The 23,354-nt window shown below is 62.9% G+C and carries 19 protein-coding genes; 12 read left to right on the forward strand and 7 right to left on the reverse strand.

Features of this window, described 5'->3' with window-relative positions; genetic code table 11:
* Genes OP10G_RS14035 through OP10G_RS14045 form a run of 3 tightly spaced genes read left to right on the forward strand, consistent with a single transcriptional unit; the run spans position 1 to position 2,047 of the window.
* Positions 1-714, forward strand: a complete 714-nt coding sequence (locus OP10G_RS14035) for a gamma-glutamyl-gamma-aminobutyrate hydrolase family protein (RefSeq protein ID WP_025225249.1) — start codon at positions 1-3, stop codon at positions 712-714.
* Positions 714-1,145 (forward strand): acyl-CoA carboxylase biotin carboxyl carrier protein subunit, encoded by a 432-nt coding sequence (locus tag OP10G_RS14040; RefSeq protein WP_025225248.1) that lies wholly within the window; start codon positions 714-716, stop codon positions 1,143-1,145. The genes OP10G_RS14035 and OP10G_RS14040 overlap by 1 nt, the downstream gene beginning before the upstream one ends.
* Positions 1,142-2,047 (forward strand): hydroxymethylglutaryl-CoA lyase, encoded by a 906-nt coding sequence (locus OP10G_RS14045; RefSeq protein ID WP_038473122.1) that lies wholly within the window; start codon positions 1,142-1,144, stop codon positions 2,045-2,047. Before OP10G_RS14040 ends, OP10G_RS14045 begins: the two co-directional genes overlap by 4 nt.
* A gap of 824 nt (positions 2,048-2,871) precedes the next feature.
* Here the strand turns inward: OP10G_RS14045 and OP10G_RS14055 are convergent.
* Positions 2,872-4,056, reverse strand: coding sequence for a glycosyltransferase (locus OP10G_RS14055; RefSeq protein ID WP_025225245.1), 1,185 nt, complete (start codon positions 4,054-4,056; stop codon positions 2,872-2,874).
* 91 nt (positions 4,057-4,147) lie between these two features.
* Between OP10G_RS14055 and OP10G_RS14060 the strand changes: the two genes are divergently transcribed.
* Positions 4,148-4,507 (forward strand): cupin domain-containing protein, encoded by a 360-nt coding sequence (locus tag OP10G_RS14060; protein WP_025225244.1) that lies wholly within the window; start codon positions 4,148-4,150, stop codon positions 4,505-4,507.
* Positions 4,508-4,842: 335 nt separating this feature from the next.
* Here the strand turns inward: OP10G_RS14060 and OP10G_RS14065 are convergent, their stop codons facing one another.
* Together OP10G_RS14065 and OP10G_RS14070 are read right to left on the reverse strand one after the other, a co-directional pair.
* The gene (locus OP10G_RS14065) at positions 4,843-6,165 is read right to left on the reverse strand and encodes a sensor histidine kinase (protein WP_025225243.1); all 1,323 of its coding nucleotides are present in this window, start codon (positions 6,163-6,165) and stop codon (positions 4,843-4,845) included.
* Between the two features lie 2 nt (positions 6,166-6,167).
* The gene (locus OP10G_RS14070; protein ID WP_025225242.1) at positions 6,168-6,839 is read right to left on the reverse strand and encodes a response regulator transcription factor; all 672 of its coding nucleotides are present in this window, start codon (positions 6,837-6,839) and stop codon (positions 6,168-6,170) included.
* A gap of 190 nt (positions 6,840-7,029) precedes the next feature.
* On the opposite strand from OP10G_RS14070, the gene OP10G_RS14075 reads away from it, so the two are divergent.
* From OP10G_RS14075 to OP10G_RS14085, 3 genes are read left to right on the forward strand one after another with little or no spacing between them, the layout of a single operon-like run.
* The gene (locus OP10G_RS14075; RefSeq protein WP_025225241.1) at positions 7,030-8,223 is read left to right on the forward strand and encodes a TolC family protein; all 1,194 of its coding nucleotides are present in this window, start codon (positions 7,030-7,032) and stop codon (positions 8,221-8,223) included.
* A complete protein-coding gene (locus OP10G_RS14080) occupies positions 8,220-9,773 on the forward strand; it encodes an efflux RND transporter periplasmic adaptor subunit (protein ID WP_025225240.1) in 1,554 nt (517 codons plus the stop codon). Before OP10G_RS14075 ends, OP10G_RS14080 begins: the two co-directional genes overlap by 4 nt.
* Complete coding sequence (locus tag OP10G_RS14085; RefSeq protein ID WP_025225239.1) at positions 9,770-12,808, forward strand: efflux RND transporter permease subunit; 3,039 nt, start codon at positions 9,770-9,772, stop codon at positions 12,806-12,808. The genes OP10G_RS14080 and OP10G_RS14085 overlap by 4 nt, the downstream gene beginning before the upstream one ends.
* Positions 12,809-12,816: 8 nt before the next feature.
* On the opposite strand, the gene OP10G_RS14090 is transcribed toward OP10G_RS14085, so the two are convergent.
* Positions 12,817-13,203, reverse strand: coding sequence for a PepSY domain-containing protein (locus OP10G_RS14090; RefSeq protein ID WP_025225238.1), 387 nt, complete (start codon positions 13,201-13,203; stop codon positions 12,817-12,819).
* 127 nt (positions 13,204-13,330) lie between these two features.
* Between OP10G_RS14090 and OP10G_RS14095 the strand changes: the two genes are divergently transcribed.
* Complete coding sequence (locus tag OP10G_RS14095; RefSeq protein WP_025225237.1) at positions 13,331-14,329, forward strand: YncE family protein; 999 nt, start codon at positions 13,331-13,333, stop codon at positions 14,327-14,329.
* Between the two features lie 109 nt (positions 14,330-14,438).
* On the opposite strand, the gene OP10G_RS14100 is transcribed toward OP10G_RS14095, so the two are convergent.
* Positions 14,439-15,263: an H-X9-DG-CTERM domain-containing protein gene (locus OP10G_RS14100; protein WP_025225236.1), complete on the reverse strand. Its 825-nt coding sequence runs from the start codon at positions 15,261-15,263 to the stop codon at positions 14,439-14,441.
* A gap of 19 nt (positions 15,264-15,282) precedes the next feature.
* Positions 15,283-18,501, reverse strand: a complete 3,219-nt coding sequence (locus tag OP10G_RS14105; RefSeq protein ID WP_038473129.1) for a S41 family peptidase — start codon at positions 18,499-18,501, stop codon at positions 15,283-15,285.
* A gap of 569 nt (positions 18,502-19,070) precedes the next feature.
* Here OP10G_RS14105 and OP10G_RS14110 point away from each other — a divergent pair.
* The 4 genes from OP10G_RS14110 (at position 19,071) to OP10G_RS14125 (ending at position 22,722) form a co-directional block, all read left to right on the forward strand.
* Positions 19,071-19,679 (forward strand): hypothetical protein, encoded by a 609-nt coding sequence (locus OP10G_RS14110; RefSeq protein ID WP_025225234.1) that lies wholly within the window; start codon positions 19,071-19,073, stop codon positions 19,677-19,679.
* 57 nt (positions 19,680-19,736) lie between these two features.
* Positions 19,737-20,462 (forward strand): MBL fold metallo-hydrolase, encoded by a 726-nt coding sequence (locus tag OP10G_RS14115; RefSeq protein WP_227624928.1) that lies wholly within the window; start codon positions 19,737-19,739, stop codon positions 20,460-20,462.
* Between the two features lie 227 nt (positions 20,463-20,689).
* Positions 20,690-21,391: a FliA/WhiG family RNA polymerase sigma factor gene (locus OP10G_RS14120; protein WP_265101625.1), complete on the forward strand. Its 702-nt coding sequence runs from the start codon at positions 20,690-20,692 to the stop codon at positions 21,389-21,391.
* A gap of 239 nt (positions 21,392-21,630) precedes the next feature.
* The gene (locus tag OP10G_RS14125) at positions 21,631-22,722 is read left to right on the forward strand and encodes a peptidylprolyl isomerase (protein WP_144241164.1); all 1,092 of its coding nucleotides are present in this window, start codon (positions 21,631-21,633) and stop codon (positions 22,720-22,722) included.
* 55 nt (positions 22,723-22,777) lie between these two features.
* Here the strand turns inward: OP10G_RS14125 and OP10G_RS14130 are convergent, their stop codons facing one another.
* Entirely contained in the window at positions 22,778-23,080 is a 303-nt protein-coding gene (locus OP10G_RS14130) for a hypothetical protein (protein WP_025225230.1), read from the reverse strand.
* Positions 23,081-23,354: the final 274 nt, after the last annotated feature.

A 23,354-nucleotide genomic window follows, 5' to 3' on the forward strand; every position in this document is an offset into this window, starting at 1 on the left:
ATGAAGCCGATTATTGGAATCACCGTCGACTGCCATCACGACCCCGAAGATCCTCGCACGCGGGGGAAGTTGGAGCTCAACTGGAACTACGCCCAGGCCGTCTCCGACGCCGGCGGCGTACCGGTTCTCATTCCGCCCACCGCCGATATGGAGGTCCTCGCCGGAGTCATCCACGGCTGGCTGATCCCCGGCGGGAACGATATCGACGCCGCTAACTTTGGGGAGGAGAACCATCCGAAGGTCAAACTTCAAGATCCGTCCCGCTTCGTCGGCGAAAAGTCGCTCTTTGAGGCGATCGACTCCGAGATGCCGGTGCTCGGAATCTGCTATGGATGTCAATTCCTCAACGTGGCTCGTGGTGGCACGCTGGAGCAGCACCTGCCCGACCGGGTCGGTCACGAGATCCACACCGGCGGCACCATGCAGTCCTATCCCCTCGCGGAATCGCGCCTGCGGGAAATCGTTGGCGTCCCCGAAATGACCGGTAAGAGCTACCACCACCAAGCCGTCGGCCAGGTAGGCGAGGCGCTCGCCGTCGTCTCCAAACACGAGGACGGCACTGTCGAAGCCGTGGAAGCAACCGACCGTCCTTGGATGATCGGCGTCCAGTGGCACCCCGAGCGAACCTTGGAGGACGAGGCGACCCGCCGTCTGTTCCGCGAATTCGTTCTTGCCGCCGCCCGGTTTGCCGAAGGGAAAGCGGGAGCCAAGTAGTGAAACGCTTCGTCGATGGAGACGAGGTCGACCTTGACGAAGCCGGCGCCGAAGTCGTCCGAGCCGGTGACCGGCTGATGGTCCGAACCCCGGAAGGAACCTTCAGCGCCGTCGCCGTCTCCCAAGGCGACGCGGTTCTCGTTTCCTACAAGGGACGCCAATATCGAGTCGAAAAGAAGTCGACCCGCCCCCGGGGCGCGGCCGCAGCTTCCTCCGGTCAACTCCTCGCCCCCATGCCGGGCCAGATCGTCGACGTCCGGGTGGCCGAAGGGGAAGAAGTGAAGAAAGGACAAACTCTCCTCGTTCTGGAGGCGATGAAGACCCAGCAGCCTTTCAACGCCCCGTTCGACGGTATTGTCAAGAACCTCGGCGTCGCCAAAGGCGACCAGGTTATCGACGGCGCGATCCTCGCCGTGGTGGAGCCCGCTTGAGGATCGTCGAAGTCGGCCCCCGAGATGGCCTTCAAAACGAAAAGGCCCCTGTTCCGACCGATGTCAAGCTCCGCTTTATCGCCCGATTGGCCGAAGCCGGCCTAAAAGAAATCGAGGCGACCAGTTTCGTCTCCCCGAAATGGGTCCCGCAGCTCGGCGATGCCGCCGAACTCTGGCCGCAACTTCCACCCGGTCCGCTCTACTCCGCGTTGGTGCCTAATCAAAAAGGGTTGGCACGCGCGATCGAGGTCGGTGTCAAACGCATCGCCCTCTTCACCGCCGCCAGCGACGCATTCACTCAGAAGAACATCAACATGACGGTCGATGCCTCTCTGGAGGTGTTCCGCCAAGTCATCGCCTCTTTCCGTGGCGCCGGCATCCCGCCTGCCGACCAATGGATGCGCGCCTACGTCAGCACCGCCTTCGAGTGCCCCTACGCGGGGCGCATCGAGCCCGGCCGGGTGGCCGAAGTGGCAAATCGCCTGTTCGAGATGGGAGTCGACGAAGTGAGTCTCGGCGACACCATCGGAGTCGCCGCCCCTGTCGAGGTCTTCCGCCTCGCCGACGCTCTGGACAGCCGGAGGAAAAGTCAGATCGCCTGGCACTTCCACGACACCCACGGCACCGGAATCGCCAATGTCTCCGCCGCCCTCGATCTCGGCTACACGGCGTTCGACTCCAGCGCCGCCGGTTTCGGCGGCTGCCCCTACGCCCCCGGCGCCGGCGGCAACCTCGCTACCGAGGACCTTGTCTACTTTCTGGAGCGGACGGGAATGCCGACGGGTGTTGACGTGGATCGTATGGCCCGGGCAAGCGAGGAAGTCTTGGCCGTACTTGGGCGGGCTCCGACGGCAAAGTCACAACTCGCGGCGCTGGCGGCGGCTGCGAAATGCGCCACATAACGAACAAACTGCCGAATATCGCTAAAAACCAGGTTACGAGCCGCTCCTCTTTCGCCAGCTTGAATTGGCTGCGGTTGACGATAAGCACGACGATCCCGATCGGAACCAGCGCGGGCAGCGCCCCCAGCCGGATCGGCCCGATCTCCACATCACTGAACCTAAGCACCACCAGCAGGTAGAGCGCAAGCACCGGCACGAGCGCCTGCAGCGTTTGCCGGGTGCGCATTTTGAGGCGGTAGATCGCCACAAAGAACATCGAAATAAACAGATAATCGGCCGGACCTACGAAGAGAAGGGGAGCGGCCAACCCTCCCGCGGAAACCGTTCGCACCTGCGGCACTTGGTATCCCAGCATCGCCAGACCCTGCCCCGTGCCCCGCACCACCGTTTGCTGCACAAGCCCCTCCGGGGCGAACACGAGCCAGAGATCGAAAAGCGCCAAAAAAATGGCGACCGGAACGAGCATGTTCCGGTCCTTGAGCCGGAGCGCGAGCAAAGATCCGATCGCGAGACACCATGCGATCAACCCGCTCTGGCTGATCGCCATCATCGCTCCCCCCGTCATCGGCTGGGTCGCCCGTTGCGCGGCGAGGTATCCCAGCCACCAAATCGCCAACCCGCCGAGGAGCATCGCGAACGACCTCAGATAGGTCCAAGGATATTTGGCCGCCGCGTAAAGGGCAAGGATCGGCGCGGCCACGAACACGACCGAGACCCCGACGCTGACTGGCATGATGAGCCGCAGTGGCACGGGGACGATCCCGATCAGCATCCGCAGGGCGGCGATGAACAGAAGCACCGCAAGGAAAATGCCGAGCGTTCGGCTAAACCCAGGCGAATCGGTCGGCGTTGGCGGATTCTCGTTGGTCACGGATTACCTGACGGTATACCGCGAGAACCCGCTCGCCCATCGCGGGAACGCCCAGATCGCGCACCGAGCGGGGCGCTTGTTCCGTCAGCCGGCTGTAGAGCGGCTCGTCCCGCAACACCCGCTGGATCGTTCGCGCTAGTTCGCCCGCCTCGTTCTTCACGACGAATCCATTAAGCCCATCCACCACGGAAGCCCCCGCCCCGCCACCGGCCACCACGACGGCCGGAAGCCCATGCGTCATCGCCTCTTGGACCACCAACCCCTGGGTCTCCGTAATGGAAGAAAACACGAACAGGTCGGCCGCCGCGTAATAGCGGTCCACTTCCGCCCTCGGCACGAATCCGACGAACCGAACCCGGTCCCCGATTCCGGAGCGGCGAACGATGTCGACGCATTCCTGCCGATACGGCCCATCCCCCACCAGCCAAAGCCGCGCTCGAGGGTCTTCGCGGCAGACCGCGGCCGCCGCCTCCAACAGCACCCCGAGATTCTTCTCCTGCGCCAACCGCCCCACGTACAAGAGAATGCGAGCGTCGGGAGGGATGCCCAACGCTTGGCGCATCTCCGCCCGCTCCAGCATCGGCCCCCGCGGAATCCCGGTCGGAACCACCGTCGTGGGGGTTGAAACCGAGTGCCGCTTTAGCCACTTCATCGAAGCCTCGGACGGCGTCAGCACATGGTCGACATGGTTGTAGTAGAAGTTGGTGTGCTTGGCAATCCGGAACCGGATGTAGCGCCTCGGCAATAGCCGGAAGTAGTGGGAGTATCGGTCGTACAGCGTGTGGTACGTCGAGACGATCGGCAAGCCGTGCGACTCCGCCCACCGTAGCCCCACCATCCCCAACACGAACGGAGTATGCGTGTGCACCACGTCGTACTCCTGCCGCCGAAACTTGTGCAGCATCCGATAGAACGGCGGAATCGCCACCGGATATCCCCGCGAAATCGGAGTCTCCAGCGCCCGGAACCGATACGTGTTCGCGTCCGGGTCCCGATAGTGCGGATACCGGGCCGTATACAAGTGAACCGAGTGCCCCTGGTTCCGAAGCTCGCCCACCAACGCATCCACGGATACGCTCACCCCGTTCAAAATCGGTAGTGCGCTGTCCGAGAACATCGCGATACGAAGCGGCTCCATCCCTAGTGGATTGTACGCGTAGCTTGCCACCGTCGCTGCCGTCCTCACCCAGATCAATCTCTTTCTTTCTGGTTATTGGTAAAGTCGCCGTATGGACGCCACCCTGTTCCGCTGGAACGAAGTCGCCGAAGACAATCCGATCCCGCTGCTGACTCGCCGCACCGTCAAGGGCGAACGGATGATGGCGGCTCGAGTCCGGTTGGAGCCGGGTTGTGTGGTCGCCGAGCATCGCCACGAGAGCGAGCAGATCGCCGTCGTCCTCTCCGGCCACGTCCGCTGGGGCTTGGGCGAGAAAGGAACGCCGGGCTTTCGCTACCAGGAGATGAGAGGCGGGGAAGTGATGGTCCTCCCCTCCAACTTCCCCCACTCCCTCGAAGTCTACGAAGCCGCCGAAATCATCGACTTTCTAACCCCCATTGGCCCCATGGGCGTCGACAGCCAAAAGTCGTAAGAAATTCCGGAGCCTCCTCCTCTTGCCGTCGCGGCAAACAACCCCCGCTCATCCCCCAACCCGATCGCGAACGGGAGGAGGAGGGGGTTGGGGGTGGCGGTTCCGGAGAACCTAGGCGCTCCCGAGGAAAGGGCCCGACGATCATCACTGCACCTGGTCCCTATAGTGATGATGATCGTCAGGAAGTGTCGTTTGGGGCCGAGGGGAGCCGCTCTGGAGAGCGGCGGTCCTCCGGATTTTCTCCACCCCAACCCCCTCCTCATCGCACGAACATCGACGAGGAGGGGGCTCCGGAGGTTGCGCACTCCAGGACGCTTCTTAATTTGTCGAGCCGCTTACCCGTCGCTCGGACGCGACTCGCGTCGCGCGGAGGGGAGCTCGATGACGAAGCGGGCGCCGGCGTCGCCGTTTTCGGCTCGGATCGTTCCGCCCCGCGCCGCGATGAGGCGGCTGCAGACGGCCAATCCGATGCCGAAGCCGCCGTGATCTCGGCTTCGGCCTTCGTCACCCCTCGTAAAGCGCTCGAATACCCGCTCCGACATCCCTTCCGGAATGCCGGGTCCCTCGTCTTCCACGACTACCGTTCCAAATCCTCCCGCTCGCGGAAAGCATGAGATGAGGCATTGAGAACCGGGAGGGCTGACCCGCAGGGCGTTCGATAAGAGGTTGTCGAGCACCACCCCGATCTCCGAGGGTTGGATGCAGACCAGCACCGGGTACGAGCGCAGTTCCAGTTCGACGCCCGCTTCCGAGTACCGGTCGACCCATCGGGCGTGCGCTTTTTCGGCCGCCTCCTCCAAGTCCAACACCGGCGCGGCGTCGGTTTTCGGAGTCGCGGATTGCAGCAGCGTTTCCACCAGCGTGGAGAGCCTCTCGGCTTCGCTCAAAGCAGTGATAAGGACGGTTCGGTACTCCTCTTCCGAGCGCGCTCGGCGCAACGTCGTCTCGATGCTTCCTCGGAGCACCGCCAGCGGTGTGCGAAGCTCGTGCGCGGCATCCCCGACGAACTGTTCCTGACGTCGAACCGAGTCCTCCAAACGGTCTAAGAACCGGTTGAGTCTTGCGGCGAAAGTCGAAAACTCATCCTCGCCGGATACCCGCAGCCGTTGAGAGAGCGATCCTTCGCTCATCTTCTCCGCCTGTTGGGCCAAGTCGGCGAGCGGACGAAAAGTGGCTCGCGAGGCGATCCAGCTCGCCAGCGCGGCACACCCCACCAGGGGCCCCCAGAGCGCTGCCAGCATTATTGCGAGCCGTTCGATCGCCGCTTCCCGCGAGTGCCATGGCAGCGCGGCCACCACGTGCACTCCGCCTGTATCGCCCGCTACCACCACCGCCGAGGTTCCATCGGGCAGGCGGGTCCTCCCAACTTGGATATTTGGCTCGATGTCCAGTGGGCCGGCGCTCGCTATCAGTCCCCCATTTTTGTCGAAGGCCGCCAGGGTTATCTCGGGGTCGGAGGCGGCGACCTCCCCTAGGTCGGGGTTCGTCGGCGACGCGCGGACCTCCTCCTGACCCATCCTGAGTGCCGGCATCAAAAGGTCGTGTGCCGCTCGAAACTCCGAGGCGCGGCTCGTCAGCACGATCCCCGTGAAAACCACCGCTAGCAGAACCCCCGCCGTTGCCGCCGACACCATCGTGAGCCGAGCTCGATGCCCCATCCTCATTCGGGCGGAGCCTCGCTCAACACATATCCCTTGCCGCGGACCGTATGAATCAACCGGGGTGCTTCGCCTCTCTCCAGCTTGTGTCGAAGGTAGTTGACATAAACCTCCACCACGTTGGGAGCCCGCTCCGCGTCGTCCCAAACGTGCTTGAGCACCGTCCCCTTCGATACCGGCTCGCCGGGAGACCGGGCGAGTAGCTCCAGGAGCGCATATTCGGTGGTCGACAGAAAGATCACCTTTCCGCCGTGGGTCACCCGGCGTCGCGCCATATCCACCGTCAGGTCGCCCACCGTCACCGTGGTGGCTCCGCCCCGGGTTCGGCGTAACAATGCTCGCATTCGCGCCAGCAACTCCTCCAGCCGGAACGGCTTAACAAGGTAGTCGTCTGCGCCTCCATCGAGTCCCAGAATCCGGTCTTCGATGCCGGTCCGGGCCGTCAACATCAGCACCGGTACCTCGCTGGCTTGCCGGACCTCCGCAAGAAAATCCATGCCGCTGCCGTCGCCAAGCATGATGTCCAGTAGGATCAAATCCGGCTTTTCCGAGGCGATTTGTTGGCGGGCGGCCGCCAGGGAGTGAGCCACGCTCGGTTCGTAATTCGCCTCCTTCATCGCTTGCTCGATCACTCGCGCAAGCTTCGGTTCATCCTCGACGATCAGGATACGCACGGCTTAGGTTACGCTCAAAGTTGGATGAATCGCCCACATACCCAGCGTTCCGTTCGACGCAAATCTCCAAGATTCGCGCCCTTCCGCAGCCCCGTTAGGTTCGGTTTTCAGTATCGCCCTCGTATCGGCCTTAGGAATTTCTAAGCCCTTGCCTATTGTCGAGCAAGCAGGTTCAAACTGAGCGACACCCATGCGGTTAGTCATCTCTCTTGCATTGCTACTGTCCGCACTAGGTCGCGCCCAGGCCGCGCCGCTGACGGCGGGCGAGGCAGTGGCGATGGCGTTTCGCAACCGAAACTCTGTCCGCGCCGCCGAATTCCGGGTGCGGCAGGCTATTGCGAGCCGGTCCGCCCTCGGCGCGCCCCTGCCAACCCGACTAGAATTCGGCGCCGGCTCCCTACCGGACGTGAGCGGCGGAGAGGATTTGCTGCTTGCCCAGCCGCTCGATATCTTCGGCCGCTCTTCCGCCGGCCGCGCCTCCGGCAACGCCGCCCTTGCCGCCGCTCGGGCCGCGCTCCGCCAAACGAAGCTCGACCTGCAGGGCGAAGTGCTCACGGCGTTCGCCGAAGCGCAATCGGCCCAGGCGCTCGTCCAAACCGGCCAATCGATCTTCGACATCGCCGACAAGGTCTACGCCGCGACGAAGCGACGAGCCGACCAGGGCGACTTACCCCCCGCTCAACTTCTGCGCGCCGACCTGGACCGCGAGCGGGCCAGGCAAACGATCGAAGTGCGCCGCCGTTCCCTTGCCGCCGCGGTGATTCGTCTCGCCGGCTCGCTCGGTGTAGCCGCTTCCTCTCTAGATATCCTCGATTCGGCCCCCGTGCCCCTCCCAACCGCTGCAACCGGCATCGAGACGCGGCCCGACCTACAGCAGCTCCAATCCGATGTCGCCAATGCTCGGGCCGAAATAAGGCAAGGCCGCCTCACCGGCTTACCAGACGTGGAGCTCCAGTTTCGCCGCTCCCCTTGGTCGACCCCGGAACAGTACGGCGCCCGGCTCCAGGTGGTCATGCCCTTATGGGATTGGGGCGCCAGCCGAAACCGTGTCCGCGCCGCCCAACAGGGGGAGCGCGCCGCTAAGGCCCTTCTCGCCGATCGCCAAGCGATCGCCCAATCCGAAATCGCCTCCGCTCAGGCCGATTACGACGCCGCAACCGCTACCCTTGCCTCGTTCGAGCGGCTCGCCGCCGACGCTCGAACTCTGTTAGAGAAGGAACAGCGGGGCTTCGATCTCGGTGCAAGCACCTTGCTCGACGTCCTCGACGCCACAAGAGCGCTACGCGACATCGAAGAAGGCGTGGTCAACGCCCGCCTCAGCCTGGCCCAAGCGGCAACCCGGCTCATGACGACGACAGGAACCATCGTGGGAGAAACAAAGTGAAGGTCGCAGCCCTGATATGGATCGCCGGAATCGCATGTCTCGCCGGCTGTAAGCCGTCCGCCGTCGAAGAAGCCGGGGAGAAGCCCGCCGAAGCCGCCCCCGTAGCCGTCGAGACCGTCAAGGCCATCCGCCGCTCCATGCGGACCACGCTCGAGGTAACCGGAACGTTCAACCCGTCACAGGGCGGCTCCGCCAAGCTAACCTCCGCCGCCCCCGGCCGCATCGCGACGGTCAATGTCAAAGAAGGCGACCATGTCCGCGCCGGCGAGGTCCTGGCGACGATTGAAAGCAAGGTCCAGCAGTCCCAGCAAGCCGCCGCTCAAGCCGGCTCCCTGGCCGCCGCGCAACAAGCCGACGAAGCCCGCCTCACCTACCAAGCCTCGGCGGCGGACCACGCCGCCGCCGTCCGCACCGCCGAACAGTCGCTGCAAACCGCCAAGGTCGAGCGCGACAGCGCGGTCACCCAGGCGAACTTCGACTACCAAACCGCCCTCGCCGACCTGCGCCGCATCCGCTCCGGCGCGCGCCCCCAAGAGCTCGCCCAAGCTCATCAAGCGACCGTCCAAGCCGAAGTCACCCGCGATCGCGCAAGGCGAGAGCTGCAGCGCGACCAAGCTCTCTCCGCCGAAGGTTTCATCGCCCGCCGGCAGCTAGAAGACGCGCAAGCCGCCGCCGCCACCGCCGAATCCGCCCTTGCCGCGGCCCAGGCGAACGAAAGCCTCATACGCGAAGGAGCCCGCCCCGAAGAGCTCCGCGCCGCCGAGCTAAAAGCCGCCGCCGCCCGTCAAGCCGTAGAAAACGCCCGTAAGGTCGGCGCGCAAAGAGTCGCCCAAGCCGAGACCGCCCTCAATCAAGCCCGCCAAGCCGTTCTCGGCGTCGAAGCCAAGGCTCGCGACGCCACCGCGCTTTCAAGCCTCGCCCGCCAAAAAGCCGCGGAAACCGCCGCCGCCGCCGCGACATCGGCCTTGGCCCAGATCCGCGCCCCCTACGATGGGCAGATCGTTCACCGCCTCCTCAACCCGGGCGACTTCGCCGATTCCACCACCCCGATCTTGGAGATCGCCGGATCCTCCGGATCGGTCGACTTCGTCGCCTCCCTCCCCGCCGCCGACGCGGCGAGCGTACGCCCCGGCATGGAGGCAGAAATCGAGCTTGCCAACGGCAAATTCGCCGCCGGGCGAGTGGTGAGCGTTTCGCCCGCCGACCCCCAAACCGGCCTCGCCGGCGCGAGGATCGCCACCTCCGCCCACGCCGTCCCGGGCTCGTTTGGCCAAGCCAGAATCGTCCTGGGTAGAAATCCAAACGCCATCGCCGTTCCTAAAGAGACGCTCCTCGATCGCGACGGCCAAACTGTCGTCTTCCTGGCCAACGGCGACACCGCCAAGATGGCCCCCGTCGTCACCGGCGCCAAAGACGCCGGCTTTATCGAGGTGAAATCTGGCGTCAAGGCCGGCGACACGCTCGTTCGTCTCGGGCAATACGAGCTATCCGACGGAGCGAAGATAAAGGTCGCCGAGCCGGCGAAATCCGAGCCCCAGGAGAAACCTTGAGCCTTAGCGATTGGGCCGCCCGCTCGATCAAGCCGATCCTCTTTACGGTGATCGTGCTCTGCCTCATGGGCATCTTCGCCTATCGGACCTTCCCGGTCTCCATCCTGCCCGACGTCAGCTTCCCGCGGGTCGTCGTCATCGCCTCCGCCGGCGAGCGCCCGGTCCAGATGGTCGAAGCGGCGATCACCCGCCCCCTCGAAGAAGCGCTCGCTACCGTCCCCAACGTCCATCGCATCCGCTCGCGGACGAAGCGTGGCTCCACCGAAATCTCCATCGACTTCAACTGGGGCGCCGACATCCTCGTTGCCGAGCAGCTCGTCAACGCGAAAGTGAACGAGGTCCGCCCGGAGCTCCCGGCCGATGCCCGCACCGAGACGGAACGGATGAACCCGACCATCTTCCCGGTTCTCGGCCTCACCCTCGACTCCAAAGGACTCAGCCCGACCGAGCTCTACAACCTCGCCACTTACTCCGTCCGCCCAAGGCTCGCCCGAGTCGAAGGCGTCGCGCGCGTGGTCGTCCAAGGTGGCCTCGCCCCCGAAGTGCTCGTGGAGGTGGACCCCGCGCGACTGCGCTCCGCTCGCCTTAGCATCGTCGACGTCACACAGGCGCTGACTCAGTCGAACCTGGTGGCCGCGGTTGGCCGGGTCGATCACCAATTCCAGCAGTTCCAAGTCCTTGTCGACGGGCAGGCCGTCGATACGGAAGCCCTGAGCCGGATCGTGGTCGCCCAACGCAACGGCGCTCCGATCGAGCTCCGCCAGATCGCCACCGTCCGAAATACCGCCGAAGATCGGCTCACCGTCGTCTCCGCGAACGGCCACGAATCGGTGCTGATCAACATCATCCGGCAGCCCACCGCCAATAGCGTCGCGATGGCCGATGCGGTCAAGGCCGAGATGCTCCAGCTTCGGTCGTCGCTCCCTCCCGGGGTCAAGCTCGGCATCTTCTACGACCAGTCGATCCTCGTTAACGACGCCATCCAGAGCGTCGGCGAGGCGGTCCTGATCGGCGCCGTCCTCGCCGTGGTCGTGCTCCTCCTCTTCCTTAGAGATCTTCGCGCCACCCTCGTCACCGCTGCCATCATTCCGATGACGGTGTTGGTCACGTTCCTCCTGATGCGCGCATCCGGGCTAACGCTAAACCTCATGACCCTCGGCGCTCTCGCCGTCGGAATCGGCCTTGTCATCGACGACGCCATCGTCGTCGTGGAAAACGTCTTCCGCCATCTCCCTAGCGAGCCAGACCTCCGTTCCGCCGTCCGGGCCGCCTCCGGAGAGATCGCGAAGCCGATGATCTCCTCGACCCTGACCACGGTCGTCGTCTTCCTCCCGCTCGCCCTTCTCGAAGGGGTCGCCGGCGCTTTCTTCGCCGCCCTCGCCATCACCCTTACCCTCGCCCTCCTCGTCAGCCTTGTCCTCGCCCTCACCGTAAGCCCCAGCCTCTGCGCCGGATTCCTTCGTACCACCAGCAACCACGGCCAAACCCGCCTCTACGGCCGCGTTCTGAACGGCTACGAGAAGCTGCTTCGCTGGGGTGTCCGCCACCGCTGGCTCGTGCCCGTCGCCGGAGTCGGCCTGCTCGCGGCGACCTTCTTCATCGCCAAATTGCTCGGCTCGGGATTCATGCCCGAAATGGACGAAGGGGCTTTCGTGCTCGACTACCTGACCCCTCCCGGAACCTCCCTCGCCGAAAGCGACCGCCTTCTCCGCAAGGTGGACCAAATCCTCCTGAACACCCCCGAAGTGGCCACCTTTTCGCGCCGAACCGGCACCGAGCTCGGCTTCGCCATCACCGAGCCGAACCGAGGCGACTACGCCGTCATGCTCAAGCCGCACCGGAGCCGAAGCATCGACCAAGTGATCGAAGAGGTTCGGGGGCAGGTCGAGTCCGGCGTCCCCGGCCTCGAAGTCGAATTCATTCAAGTTCTCCAAGACCTCATCGGCGACCTCGCCGGCGAGCCCGCTCCCATCGACGTCAAGCTGTTCGGCGAAAATCAACAGGAGCTGGAACGGCTCGGCCAGGACCTCGCCGAACGGCTCGGCAACGTAAAAGGGCTCGCCGACCTCAAGAGCGGCGTCGTCGAAGCCGGCCCCGACCTTTCGCTCCGCGTCGACCCCGCCAAGGCCGGCCGTCTCGGCCTCACCGCCCAGACGGTCTCCGAGCAGGCCGAAGCCGCCCTCCTCGGTACCGTCGCGACCCAAATGCTCCGCGGAGACCGGCAGGTTCCGGTCCGGGTGCGATACCCCTCCGCCATTCGCCTCGACCTCGACGCTGTCTCGAACGTGCCGATCACGACCCCCGGCGGAGCCACCGTCCCGCTTGGGTCATTGGGCGTCCTCGAAAAGCGCTTGGGTAGCACCGAATCCGCCCGAGAAGACCAGCGCCGAGTCGTCGACGTGACCGGCCGCCTCGATAACGTCGACCTCGGAACCGCCATCGCCGGCGTTCGCAAGGTCCTTGCCGATAAACCCCTTCCGCCCGGGGTTTCCGTGGTGCTGGGTGGGCAATATCAGAGCCAAACCCAGTCGTTCCAAAACCTCGCCGAGGTCCTCGCCCTCGCGATCCTGCTGGTCTACGCCGTAATGCTGTTCCAGTTCGGCTCGTTCCGCGCGCCCACCGTGATCCTGCTCGTCATGCCGCTCGGCCTCTTTGGCGCCGTCCTCGCCTTGTGGGCCACCAAGACGCCGCTGAATGTCTCCTCCTTCATGGGCGCGATCATGCTCGTCGGAATCGTCGTCAAGAACGGGATCCTACTGCTGGATCGCGCTCAGGAAGCGGAACGAGCCGGGATGTCGACCGTGGAGGCCGTCGTCGACGCGGGCCGCCAACGCCTGAGGCCGATCTTGATGACGAGCCTCACCGCGATCCTCGGCCTCTTTCCCCTCGCCCTCGGCCTCGGGGCCGGAGCGGAGATGCAAAAACCGCTGGCCGTGACCGTCATCGGCGGCCTCACTTTCTCCACTCTGGTCACCCTCGTGCTGGGTCCCCTCCTCTACGCTACGTTCGCGGGTAAGGCGAAGACCAGCCGGTAATAAGTCGCTTACTTGCCCCCTTTCCCGTGCGTCTCCTTCTTGGGTTTCGCCCCTTTGGCCTTGCCCTTCTGTCCTTTCCCTTTTTCCTTGGCCTCTTCGGCGGCCGAGGTGTTTTCGACGCTGCCGATCTTGCCCGAATCGGCGAGGACGTTGACCTCCATCACCTTGTTGCCGGTCTTGATAAACACCTCGTACTGCATCTTGCCATCCTCCTTCTCCAAGTGAGGCTCGCGTGTCAGCTTGCCCGGATACTTGGCGAGGGCGATCTTCGCCGCGGCCGATGCCGTGATGAGGTGCGGGTGCTTATGCTTCCTCGGCGCGCCTTGCGCGGCCGCCATTGCGGAAAGGCCCAAAGCGAGGGCGGCAGAAATCAGAACCGTAATTTTTCCGTTCATCGTGATTAACCCCGAGTCCCCTGACGGGACGAAACATCGATATGTAACCTTCGGCCAGCATAGCAAACTCTATCCCTTAACAGATTCTAAGAACCCGGATCTGACCCCATCGGCGCATACTCGCGATATGACGACGCTCGCCCTGGCCTTCGTTGCGCTCCTCACCCCTCCGGCTCCCAATTACTCCGTCATCCAAAAGATCGCGATCGGCGGAGAAGGTGGATGGGACTACCTCACGATGGACTCGAAGGCGCGCCGCCTCTACATCTCCCGCGGAACCCACGTGATGGTGCTGGATGTCGACCGTGGCCAACTCGTCGGCGATATTCCCGATACCCCCGGCGTTCACGGGGTCGCCGTTGCCTCAAAAGCCGGGAAGGGCTACTCCAGCAACGGCCGCGACGACACGGTCACCGTCTTCGATTTGACCACTCTCAAGGCGCTTAAGCGAGTAAAAGTGGGCAACCGCCCCGACGCGATTTTCTACGATCCGGCCTCCGACCGCGTCTTCACCTTTAACGCCGGTAGCACCGACACTACCGCCATCGACGTAAAGACCGACACCGTCGCCGGAAGCGTGAAACTCGACGGCAAGCCGGAATTCCCGCAGGTCGACGCCCACGGAAACCTGTTCGTCAACATCGAGGACAAGAGCGAGATTCAGAAGCTCGATACCAAGGCGCTAAAGGTAACCGGCTCGTGGCCGCTCGCCCCCGCTGAGGAACCCTCGGGGTTGGCTCTCGATGTGAGGCGTCAAGTGCTTTTCTCCACCTGCTCGAACAAGCTGCTCGCGATCAGCGACGCGAAAGCCGGCAAACTCTTGGGCACCGCGCCGATCGGCGAAGGCCCCGACGCCGCCGCGTTCGATCCGGGAGAAGGGCTCGCCTTCAGTTCGAACGGACGAGATGGAACCCTTACCGTCGTTGGCAGACTGCCCCGAGGCGGTTACGGCGTTCTGCAAACCGTCACCACTCAGGTAAGCGCTCGAACCATGGCCCTCGACCCGAAGACCCACCGCATCTACCTCATCGCGGCTCAGTTCCAGACCAACCCGGACTCGAACAATCGTCGCCGCCAAATGGTCCCCAACTCGGCCACTATCCTCGTCGTTGCCCCGGGCAGGTAGGCGGCGGCAGCCGGTCTCCGGACTGGCCTCTGCGGTGTACTTTCGGTACGGCGGATCATCGGCGAGGGCGCCGACGCTACGTGGTGGAGAATCGGCGGGGGCGGCGACGCTACGGGGCGGCGAGCGCCTGCGCGTGCCCGTCCGCGAGCGCGAAATTCACCTTCCCGTCGTGCCGCGATTTCCGCAATAGGCTGGTTTGCGGATCGGAGGCTCCTAGCGCCTCCGTCGTCGACTCGAAGAACAACACCGTGTCCCGAGGGTTCTGAATCGTCGCGGTTCGGAGTCCCGACAGCCGGCTGTCCATTGCGAATCCCCCTTTCTTCCCGGCCTTGATTAGCGTCGGACAGGAGAATAGGGTGGCGTTCTTCGCATACGGATAGAGCGACGTCGCCCACGTCGTGGCTGTCGGAAGAGTTTCGTCGTAGTCCTGCGAATAAAGGACCGACGCCATCGCGACCTGCTTGATATTCGAAAGGCAAGTGGTCTGCATTGAGTCCTTCGGTGGTACGGACCCTGGCACGCTTCCCGTGGTGAGCTTCGCCGTTTTCGCCGCCTTGCCGGCGAGCGTGTAGACTGCCTCGATTCCGCCCGGCGCGTCGCTCTTGAGCGCCATCTTCGTCGGCGAGATCCAGCGGTACCGATACGTCGATTTCATGGGCGTCGGCTCACCCGGCGAGGCCAACTCCAGAGTGAGCCGATCGCCGCTTTGCGAGAATCGCCCTTCGAGAACGCCGGTTGCGAACGAATTCCCCACGATCATTGTCGCCGAGCCGTCTTCGGCTAGACGCAACACGCTCTTGGCATCCGTCGAGGTGGCCGCCCAGTCCCCCGCGAGCGATTTTGTTCCCCCGGCGGCCGCATCGCCGCCCGGTTTGGAGCACCCCGCCGCCGCGATGATCACCAGCAAAACGCCGTATCGAGCTGCAACAAGCATTCTGCATCTATGATACGGCTCAGCCGATCTTTTTCTGCGGAAACGCCTTGTTTGGGTACTTCGGCGCGGGAGGCACCGGAACCGGCTTGTCTTTGATTTCCTTCGCCAGATATGCCAGCGCCGCCTCCAACTGGGCGTCCTTCCCAAGGAACGTCGCATGCGGTAGGTTGTCCACCACGAAATCCGGGTCCACTCCGTGTCCTTCGATCAGCCATTTCCCTTCGGGACCGTACACCCCGTACTCCGCCGCCGTCGCGATCCCGCCGTCTCCCAGGAAGTTGCTTGAGGAGAGCCAGACCTCGCCGCCCCAGGTTCGGGTCCCGATGATCTTGCCGATCCCCAACCGCCGAATCCCCTCGGTGAACGCTTCACCGTCGGACCCGGTCCCTTCGTCGCAGAGGACCACGACGTGCCCACGGAACGCGGACTGCATGTTCCAATAAGGGTTCCCGATGCGAGGTTGCCAGTAGAACCAAGCCTTACGGATCAGCTTCTCCAGGATCCACGAGTCGATGTTCCCGCCGCCGTTGTGTCGCACGTCGACGATCAATCCGGACCGGTTGAAGACGGGGTAGAAGTCGCGCTCCCACGTGGCGATATCGCCCGAACCCATCGCCCGCAGGTGCACGTATCCGATTGTGTTGTTGCTCGCCGACTCTACTTGCCGCCGTCGCGAGATCTCCCAGTCGGTGTACTGCAGATCGTTCGCCTGCCCTCCGGAGATCGGCCGGACGATCACGTCTCGCTCCTTGGCGGTGATTCCGTCCTTCACGTGCAGCAGCACCTGCTTACCCGCCTGGTTCCGCAGCAGCGCCCCAATGTCTGGCGCCCCCATCGTGTCCACCCCGTTCACCGCCAAAATCGTGTCGCCCGCTTTCAGCTCCGTCCCCGGTCGAACGAGCGGCGACAGGGTCTCTGGATAGTCGGGATCCCCCTGATAGATCTTCTCGATCCGAAATCCGCCGTTCGCCGCGTCACGCGTCAACAGCCCGCCCAGGTAGCCGATCCCGACCGAGTCGGGGCTCCGCCGGTTATCGCCGCCGTACACGAAGATGTGCAGCGCCGAGAGCTCGCTCACCATCTGCGCCAGCAGGTTGCTCAGCTCACTCCGGTCCCGCACCCGGTCCACGAGCGGCTCGTACTGCTTCCGCACCCGGTTCCAATCCACGGAGTGCATGTTTCGGTCATAGAAGTAGTCCCGCTCGAGACGCCACGCCTCCGCGAACATCTGCCGCCACTCCTCCCGTGGCTGGACTGCGAAGTTCCATCCCGAAAGGTCGACCGGCTTGTCCATCGCCGCCACCGGCGCCGAAGCTGGCATTGGAAAGAGTTTCCCGTCCTTGAAGACCACGAGCTTCTTCCCATCTTGCGAAAGTTGGTAGCCGCCGATGCTGGGGACGAGCACCTTCGGCGTTACGTCCCGATCCTTGATATCGACCACAACCAGGTTGCGCGGTCCCGAAAGGGAAGCGTCTTGGACGATCAGCCGCTCGGCGGTCGCGCTCAGCAAGTTGTAGTTGCTTGCCGGAACCGGCACCTCCCACAGCCGCCCCTGAATTCCGTCGAGGTCGATCTCGACGTTGACGGGACCCGTCTTCGCGGGCGCGGCGGGAACCGGCGTCAGCTCGTCCGGCGCCTCGAACGGAGAACGCAGCCCCTTCACCAGGCTAAGCGCGTAGATCTTGGTTTGCCGGTCGAAGAACGGCTCCGGCTGCCGCGTCCCCCACGGGGAACCTACCAGCGACCGGAAGGTGCGGTCCGACAGGAAGTAAAGCCATTTGCCGTCCGCCGACCAAGCCGGACTGGTGCTATCCGCCCGATCCGTGGTGACCGTCGTCGATTTGCCCGTGGCGACCGCCAGAAGGTTGATCCGAGAGAACGTGGACGACGGCATGACATATGCCAGCCACTTCGAATCGGGCGACCAAGCGAAGTCGCTGATGGTGTCATCCAGACTCGAAGCCACCTTCGTCGAGACCTTGGTGGCGAGGTCCACGATCCAAAGCTCTAAGTCCTTGTTGTAGTAGGCAAGACGTTTGCCGTCGGGCGAGATCTTGCCCCCCATGTTCAGCACTTTGGAACCCGTGGTGATTTGCTCCGCGAACCCGACCCCGTTTGCCGGCATCTTCCACCACTCGGTTTCGCCCGATTGGTCGGAGAGCGCATACACCCACTTCCCATCGGCAGAGAACATGCCTCCGCGGTACCGCACCCCCGGCTTGCGTGACACCTCCACGAATCGCCCGGGCTCGACAGGCGCAACGAACACCTGCCCCCGCGCCGTAAGCGCGACCTTGCTCCCGTCGGCGGATACGTCGAGGCCGTTCATGTACGACAGCGGATCTTTCTGCCACCGATCCCTTGTTCCCTCGAAATCGGATTCGAGGGTCACGTCTAGCTTCTTATCCTCTCCGGTCGTCACATCGACCAGATGCAGGTCCGCCCCAAGCTGATAGACCACGCGCCCTTTGTCTATCGAGGCGCTTTGAATGTCCCAATTTTCGTTCTTCGTCACCTGCTTGAGGTCGGTCCCATCCGGAGCCATCGACCACAGGTTCATCGAGCCGTCCCGGTCGGTTAGGAAGTAGATCCGCCCGTTCCACCACATCGGGTCCTTGCTCGTCCCCGCGTAGCTTTTGGTGAGGTTCACCGCCTCCGGCGACCCCTCGGTGTATTTCCAGATCCCCTGCGCGGTGCCCCCCTGGTACCGCTTCGTGTGGCTCCCTTGGAACCGCATCCGCGTAAAGAAGAGCGTCTTGCCGGTCGGGTCGTAGCATCCGTCGCTCGCCTGCGCGAGGGGGACCATCGCCGACTTTCGTGTGGCCGGGTCGATGGTCATCAGCTGCGTGTTCGGAAGGGTGGAGCGGATTCCCGTGGCGACGATCACGCGCCCATCTGGGGTCCACCCCGCCACGTTCATTCCCCCTTCGTAGGTGATCCGCCTTGGCAGCTCGCCGTCGAGCGACATCGTATACGCTTCGGTCGGCCCCTCGTACGTTCCTGTAAACGCCACCGCTTTTCCATCGGGAGAGATCGCCGGATACGAAGCCGGCGCCACGTGTCCGGTCAGCGCGTGCGCGAGTCCGCCGTCGATTCCCACTCGCCAAAGATCTCCCTGCGAAACGAAGACGATGTCGTTCCCCCGAATCGAAGGCTGCATGTAGTACCCGCGGTTCAAAGCGGAACCCTGGGCGGGATGAGCAAGGGAAAGGAGAACAAGAACGTGACAGAAACTCATAGCTTCCAACCGGAAAATCCGGCTTCTACTTTATCGCATGTCCGCCCGAACCGCTCCGATGGTAGCATCGGCACCTTGCCGATGAACCCCCGGAGTGACAGGGTGCTGGCGTGTCGAGGTGTTAAGGCCGAAGGGATGGGCAACGGACCTCTAACGCCAACCCCGCCAGAGGCATCCCGACCGCGGAACGGTCTTTAGAAATTAGCCCCGGGTCAGCAGACCCGGGGAAGAGAGGCCGTCTGAACCGACCCCGGAGCGGGTCGCAGAACCTACCGCCTGTGCCAGACGACCTTGTATAGAAAGCCGAAGGGGCTTCCTAACGCATTCTTGGTCACGAGACGAAACGCACTCGCGCAGGTACGAGCCAACCTGCGGCCACAACGCTTCGCGTTAGGAGGCAGCCGGAAACTGGGTGACGTCACTAACAAGACTAAGCTCTCGTAGTCTGTCAACACGGAGGCCACCCTCGCGGCGACCAAGTTGCGCTTGGCCGTAGGCACGAAATACAGTTGCCCAAGGCGCGACACTCCACATGGAAACCGCCCGCCCCGGTTATAATCGCTGCACGCATGGCAGACATGGCCGAGGTTTGGAAGCAGGCGCTTCCCGTCATCCTAAATCAGGTTTCGGGGCGTGGTGTTTGGGCAGCATTGAATGCGGCAAGGCCGGTCGCATTTGAGGACGGCATGCTTGTGCTCGGACTTGCTTCGCAGGATAGTGAGCTGGCCGGCCATCTTCGCATTCCCGCCACCAACCGGCTGATGGAGAACGTGATCTCCCGCGGCATCGGCTCCCCTACCCGCGTGCGAATCATCGACGGAACGACGCCCGCCGATTACGAAGTCGTCAAGCGGCGCGACGCCGAGCGACGCCGGCTGCAAGAAGCCGAGATGGTCAAGATGCGGCGCGAGCTGGAGGCCGGCTCCAGTTGGGATTCCGTCTACGACCAGCTCAGCCGCCGCTTCGCCGCCGTTACGAACAAGTCGCTCCCCCAGAACCGCGCCCGCTTCTTTGTCGAGGCGATCGAGCTGATTGCCGACACGCGAAAGGGAATGACGAACTTCGACGACATGGCCGAGCGAACGTTTGCCCGTTGCCTTGAGCGTGTGGCCCAGTATTGCGAGATTCCGAGTCCAATCGTTGCCATGTATGTGCTGCAACGCGCCGGCGAGCTGTAAGTGGCCCAGGCAATCGTCCTTGGGTCGGGAACGAGCAACGGAGTCCCTATGCTCGGGGTGGAATATCCGCCCGAATATCTGGCCAATCCTAAGAATCATCGCACCCGCTCCTCGATCTTGATCGAAGGGCCGACCGGCAACCTCCTCGTCGATTGCAGTCCCGAAATGCGGCTGCAAATGTCTCGCGAGCGGATCTATGACGTCGAGGCCGTCCTGATTACCCATACCCATGCGGACCATGTCATGGGAATGGACGACCTGAGGTCGATCTGCATGAAGACCCGGCAGGCGGTGCCGGTATACACCCTCCCCATCTACCAAGAGGACATCCGCCGCATCTACTCTTACGCCTTTCGCGATTTCCCGGAGGGGGTTTTCGTCCCGCGATTTGACCTGCGAGACGTGCCTGTCGACCTGGAAGTCGGGGGACTACGCATCCGCACCTTCCTCGTGGAACACGGCGGGACGACCGTGATTGGCCTGCGCGTCGGCGGCTTCGCCTACATTACCGACGTCAGCCGAATCCCCGACGAGGCGATGCGCGAGTTGGACGATTTGGATGTCCTCATGATCGACGCGGTACGCATTCGGCCCCATCCAAACCACTTCAATCTCGAGCAGGCGATCGCAATTTCCAAGCAAATAGGCGCCCGTAAAACCTATCTTACGCACCTTAGCCACGACTACGACCACGACGAAACCAATGCCCAATTGCCCTATTCTTTTGAGCTTGCGTGGGATGGACTTAAGATCCAAATCGAAGCTGAAGCCGCGTATTTGTAGCAAATAAGCCCTAGCCCTGACACATAAAGGTAGTTCTGGGCGAATACTTAAACATGCCCGGGTCACTTAAAAAGGTGGCCTCAGATGAGCTCCAACTTTGCTTGCGGGTGCGTCAAACTGAAGACGACCGCGTTATTTGTAGGGAAAAAATGCCGCTGACTCCGGATCAACTAAATAAAGCCTGGCAGGAATTTAAAGTATTTCGAAGCCCGAATGCGCGCGTCGAATTGATCAACCATTACGCCTATCTCGTAAAGATCACTTCCGGCCGCCTTGTGACCAGTCTGCCGAACGGCCTCGAGCGAGAGGACCTTATTAGCGCCGGCGTCGTCGGCCTCATCAAGGCCGTCGACCAGTTCGACCCGACGAGAGACGTCAAATTTGAAACCTATGCCATCGCCCTCATCCGCGGCGCTATTTTAGAGATGCTCCGCAGCGAGGACTGGGTCCCCCGTTCCATTAGAGAGCGTCTGAAGGCGCTCGACCGGGCGATGATGTCGCTCGAATCGCGCATGGGCCGCCCCGCGACCGAGCAGGAAGTGGCCGACGATCTGGGAATTACTCGCCAAGAAGTCGGCGAGCTGATGGTCCGCATGGGCCGAACGAACGTTTACAGTCTCGACGACATCCTCGGTACCGGCGACGGTGAGGAATCGGTTCACTTCGTGGACATGCTCGCCGACGACAGCAGCGACACCGGTGGGGAAGTGGAAGGTCGCGAAATCCGCCGCCTCCTATCCGAAGGGGTCGACAAGCTCCCGGAGCGAGAGCGACTGGTAGTAGCCCTTTACTACTCGGAAGGTCTTACGTTCAAGGAAATCGGCAAAGTCCTCGGAGTCTCCGAGTCCCGCGTCTACCAGCTCCACACCCAAGCCATGTCCCGCCTCCGCAACTTCATGCGCCAAGTAGTCGGCGTCAGCCCCGTCTAACCAAGCGTTACGAAGTGGCAAGGCGGCCAAGCCGCGTGTATCAGGGTCGCCTCCTATCCCCCCTTTGCGCCTCCGCGCCTTAGAGTGCCTCTCGCCCGTTCCCCCTCAAACCCCTCCGCCCTCCGCATTCCCCCTTCCGCCTAGGAACCGTTGTCGCTCAACAAATTGTTGGTAACCTATTGCGGGTCGCTATTAGCGTCCGGCGCATCTTTCCAATCCCTTCGGGAGACTATATCGATTTGAAGTTAAGCTATCTTTCCGTTGCGGCCGCACTCCTCGCTTCCGGCATTATCGGGTGCGCCAAGAAGGAGGCCGCAAGTTCGTCCGCCGCCGTTGCCACCGTCAACGGCGAACCGATTTCCGACCAGGATTACCACGACTACCTCGAGAGAATGAACATGGTGTTCGTTAACGGGGGGCAGGGACCTCAGCGCGTTCCCACCGTCGGCTCGGTTGGTTTCCAAGGGCTGCGAGACATCGTCGAGCGCCGGATCATCCTCCAGATGGCGAAAGAAGACGGCGTGCTTCCTACCGACGCCGACGTAACCAAGGAACTCGACGAGCGGACCAAACAGCAGCCGGACTATGCGACCCGAATGATTTCACAGGGTGGCTACACGATGAAAATGCTGCGGAACGACATTCTGTTCGAACTCGCCCGAGAAAATCTGGTGACCAAGGGTGTCGTCGTTACGATGCCGGAAGTAGAGACCTACATCAAGGAAAACCCCAAGCAGTTCTCCGAACCGGCTCGGGCAAATCTCCTGGTCATCGCCCTTCAAGACGATGCCAAGAAGAAGCAAGCCGACCAAGACCTGGCGGCCGGACAAAACTTCCAAACCGTCGCTATCCGCTATAGCGTCGACCCCCGTATCAAGGAGACCGGCGGCGCCTACCCTGAGAACGTCGTCGACCGAATGCCGAAACCGCTTCAGGATCTCGTGGCCAAAACCGCTCCGGGCAAGGCTACGGCGTGGATCCACGAAGGGGCAACCTGGATCAAGTTCTTTGTCCAGAGCAAGGCCCCCGCGAAGCCGATCGTAATGACGGAAGAAAAGAAAAAGCAGGTTCAGCGCGAGCTTAAGAAGAGCCGAGGCTCCTTGGCAAACGACCTTCCGCGCCGCCTAGGTGAGAAGATGAAAGCGGCCAAAATCGAAGTCGTTCCGGATCACCTGAACAAGCCGTGGACGGCGATGATGGACGAGTTGAAGAAGTCCTCTCCCGCGCCCGCCGGCAACCCGGCCGGTCCCGGCGGCGCTCCTGGCGGCCCCGCTCCGACCGGAACGGCCCCTGCGCCCGGAAAGGCGACGCCCGGCGCTAAGCCAAAGTAGACGGCTTACACAAAAATGCCAAAGAAGCCCCGGCCAAAGACCGGGGCTTCTTAATTTATGCTGCCTTGGCTTCTCGAAGCAGGGTGCTCAGCAACGCTTGGCACTGGTCCCGCGAGAACTCGTCTGTGCGGACGAATTCGTCGAGCCGGTCGGCGAGACCGTCGAAATTCGGCTCGAGCCAAGTCCCGAACGGGTCCTGCTCGCAGTCGAGTTTTGTGAGGGTAAGACGCAATCGCGCCCCGTCGGGCCGGTTGAGGCCCTGTCGAATAAGGTTAGGAATGGACGTATAAACGCCGTGAACGTCGGAGTTGCCGTCTGAATAAACGTACTCCGTGACCCAATAGACCCGTCGAAACATCTTTGTTCTTCCTTGTCAAGCGGCGACGCTGCCGCGGATCTCCTTCGATAAAGAAGACACTAAATGGTACCTCCAGCGTTCGAAGTCGACTCTCCAGCGCGTCCTTATAGGTCCAATGATGGGTCAGACGGGCGGTTTCAGTAGGGCTACGCTTAGTTGAGATGGTGTAGCCGCAGGTTGGCTCGTACCTGCGCGAGAGCTTTTCGTCGTAGCGTCGGCGCCCTCGCCGATGATTCCGGTGCACCTTCCGTACGCCGGGCGCAGGTACGAGCCA

This window comes from Fimbriimonas ginsengisoli Gsoil 348 (genome assembly GCF_000724625.1).
GTDB classification, from domain to species: Bacteria; Armatimonadota; Fimbriimonadia; order Fimbriimonadales; family Fimbriimonadaceae; genus Fimbriimonas; species Fimbriimonas ginsengisoli.

What these genes read in the sequence shown, in the direction of transcription:
- OP10G_RS14055 (WP_025225245.1), bottom strand. Translation starts at nt 4,056, where the DNA reads ATGGAGCCGCTTCGTATCGCGATGTTCTCGGACAGCGCACTACCGATT.
- OP10G_RS14090 (WP_025225238.1), bottom strand. Translation starts at nt 13,203, where the DNA reads ATGAACGGAAAAATTACGGTTCTGATTTCTGCCGCCCTCGCTTTGGGC.
- OP10G_RS14060 (WP_025225244.1), top strand. Translation starts at nt 4,148, where the DNA reads ATGGACGCCACCCTGTTCCGCTGGAACGAAGTCGCCGAAGACAATCCG.
- OP10G_RS14075 (WP_025225241.1), top strand. Translation starts at nt 7,030, where the DNA reads ATGCGGTTAGTCATCTCTCTTGCATTGCTACTGTCCGCACTAGGTCGC.
- OP10G_RS14110 (WP_025225234.1), top strand. Translation starts at nt 19,071, where the DNA reads ATGGCAGACATGGCCGAGGTTTGGAAGCAGGCGCTTCCCGTCATCCTA.
- OP10G_RS14035 (WP_025225249.1), top strand. Translation starts at nt 1, where the DNA reads ATGAAGCCGATTATTGGAATCACCGTCGACTGCCATCACGACCCCGAA.
- OP10G_RS14105 (WP_038473129.1), bottom strand. Translation starts at nt 18,501, where the DNA reads ATGAGTTTCTGTCACGTTCTTGTTCTCCTTTCCCTTGCTCATCCCGCC.
- OP10G_RS14065 (WP_025225243.1), bottom strand. Translation starts at nt 6,165, where the DNA reads ATGGGGCATCGAGCTCGGCTCACGATGGTGTCGGCGGCAACGGCGGGG.
- OP10G_RS14130 (WP_025225230.1), bottom strand. Translation starts at nt 23,080, where the DNA reads ATGTTTCGACGGGTCTATTGGGTCACGGAGTACGTTTATTCAGACGGC.
- OP10G_RS14100 (WP_025225236.1), bottom strand. Translation starts at nt 15,263, where the DNA reads ATGCTTGTTGCAGCTCGATACGGCGTTTTGCTGGTGATCATCGCGGCG.
- OP10G_RS14095 (WP_025225237.1), top strand. Translation starts at nt 13,331, where the DNA reads ATGACGACGCTCGCCCTGGCCTTCGTTGCGCTCCTCACCCCTCCGGCT.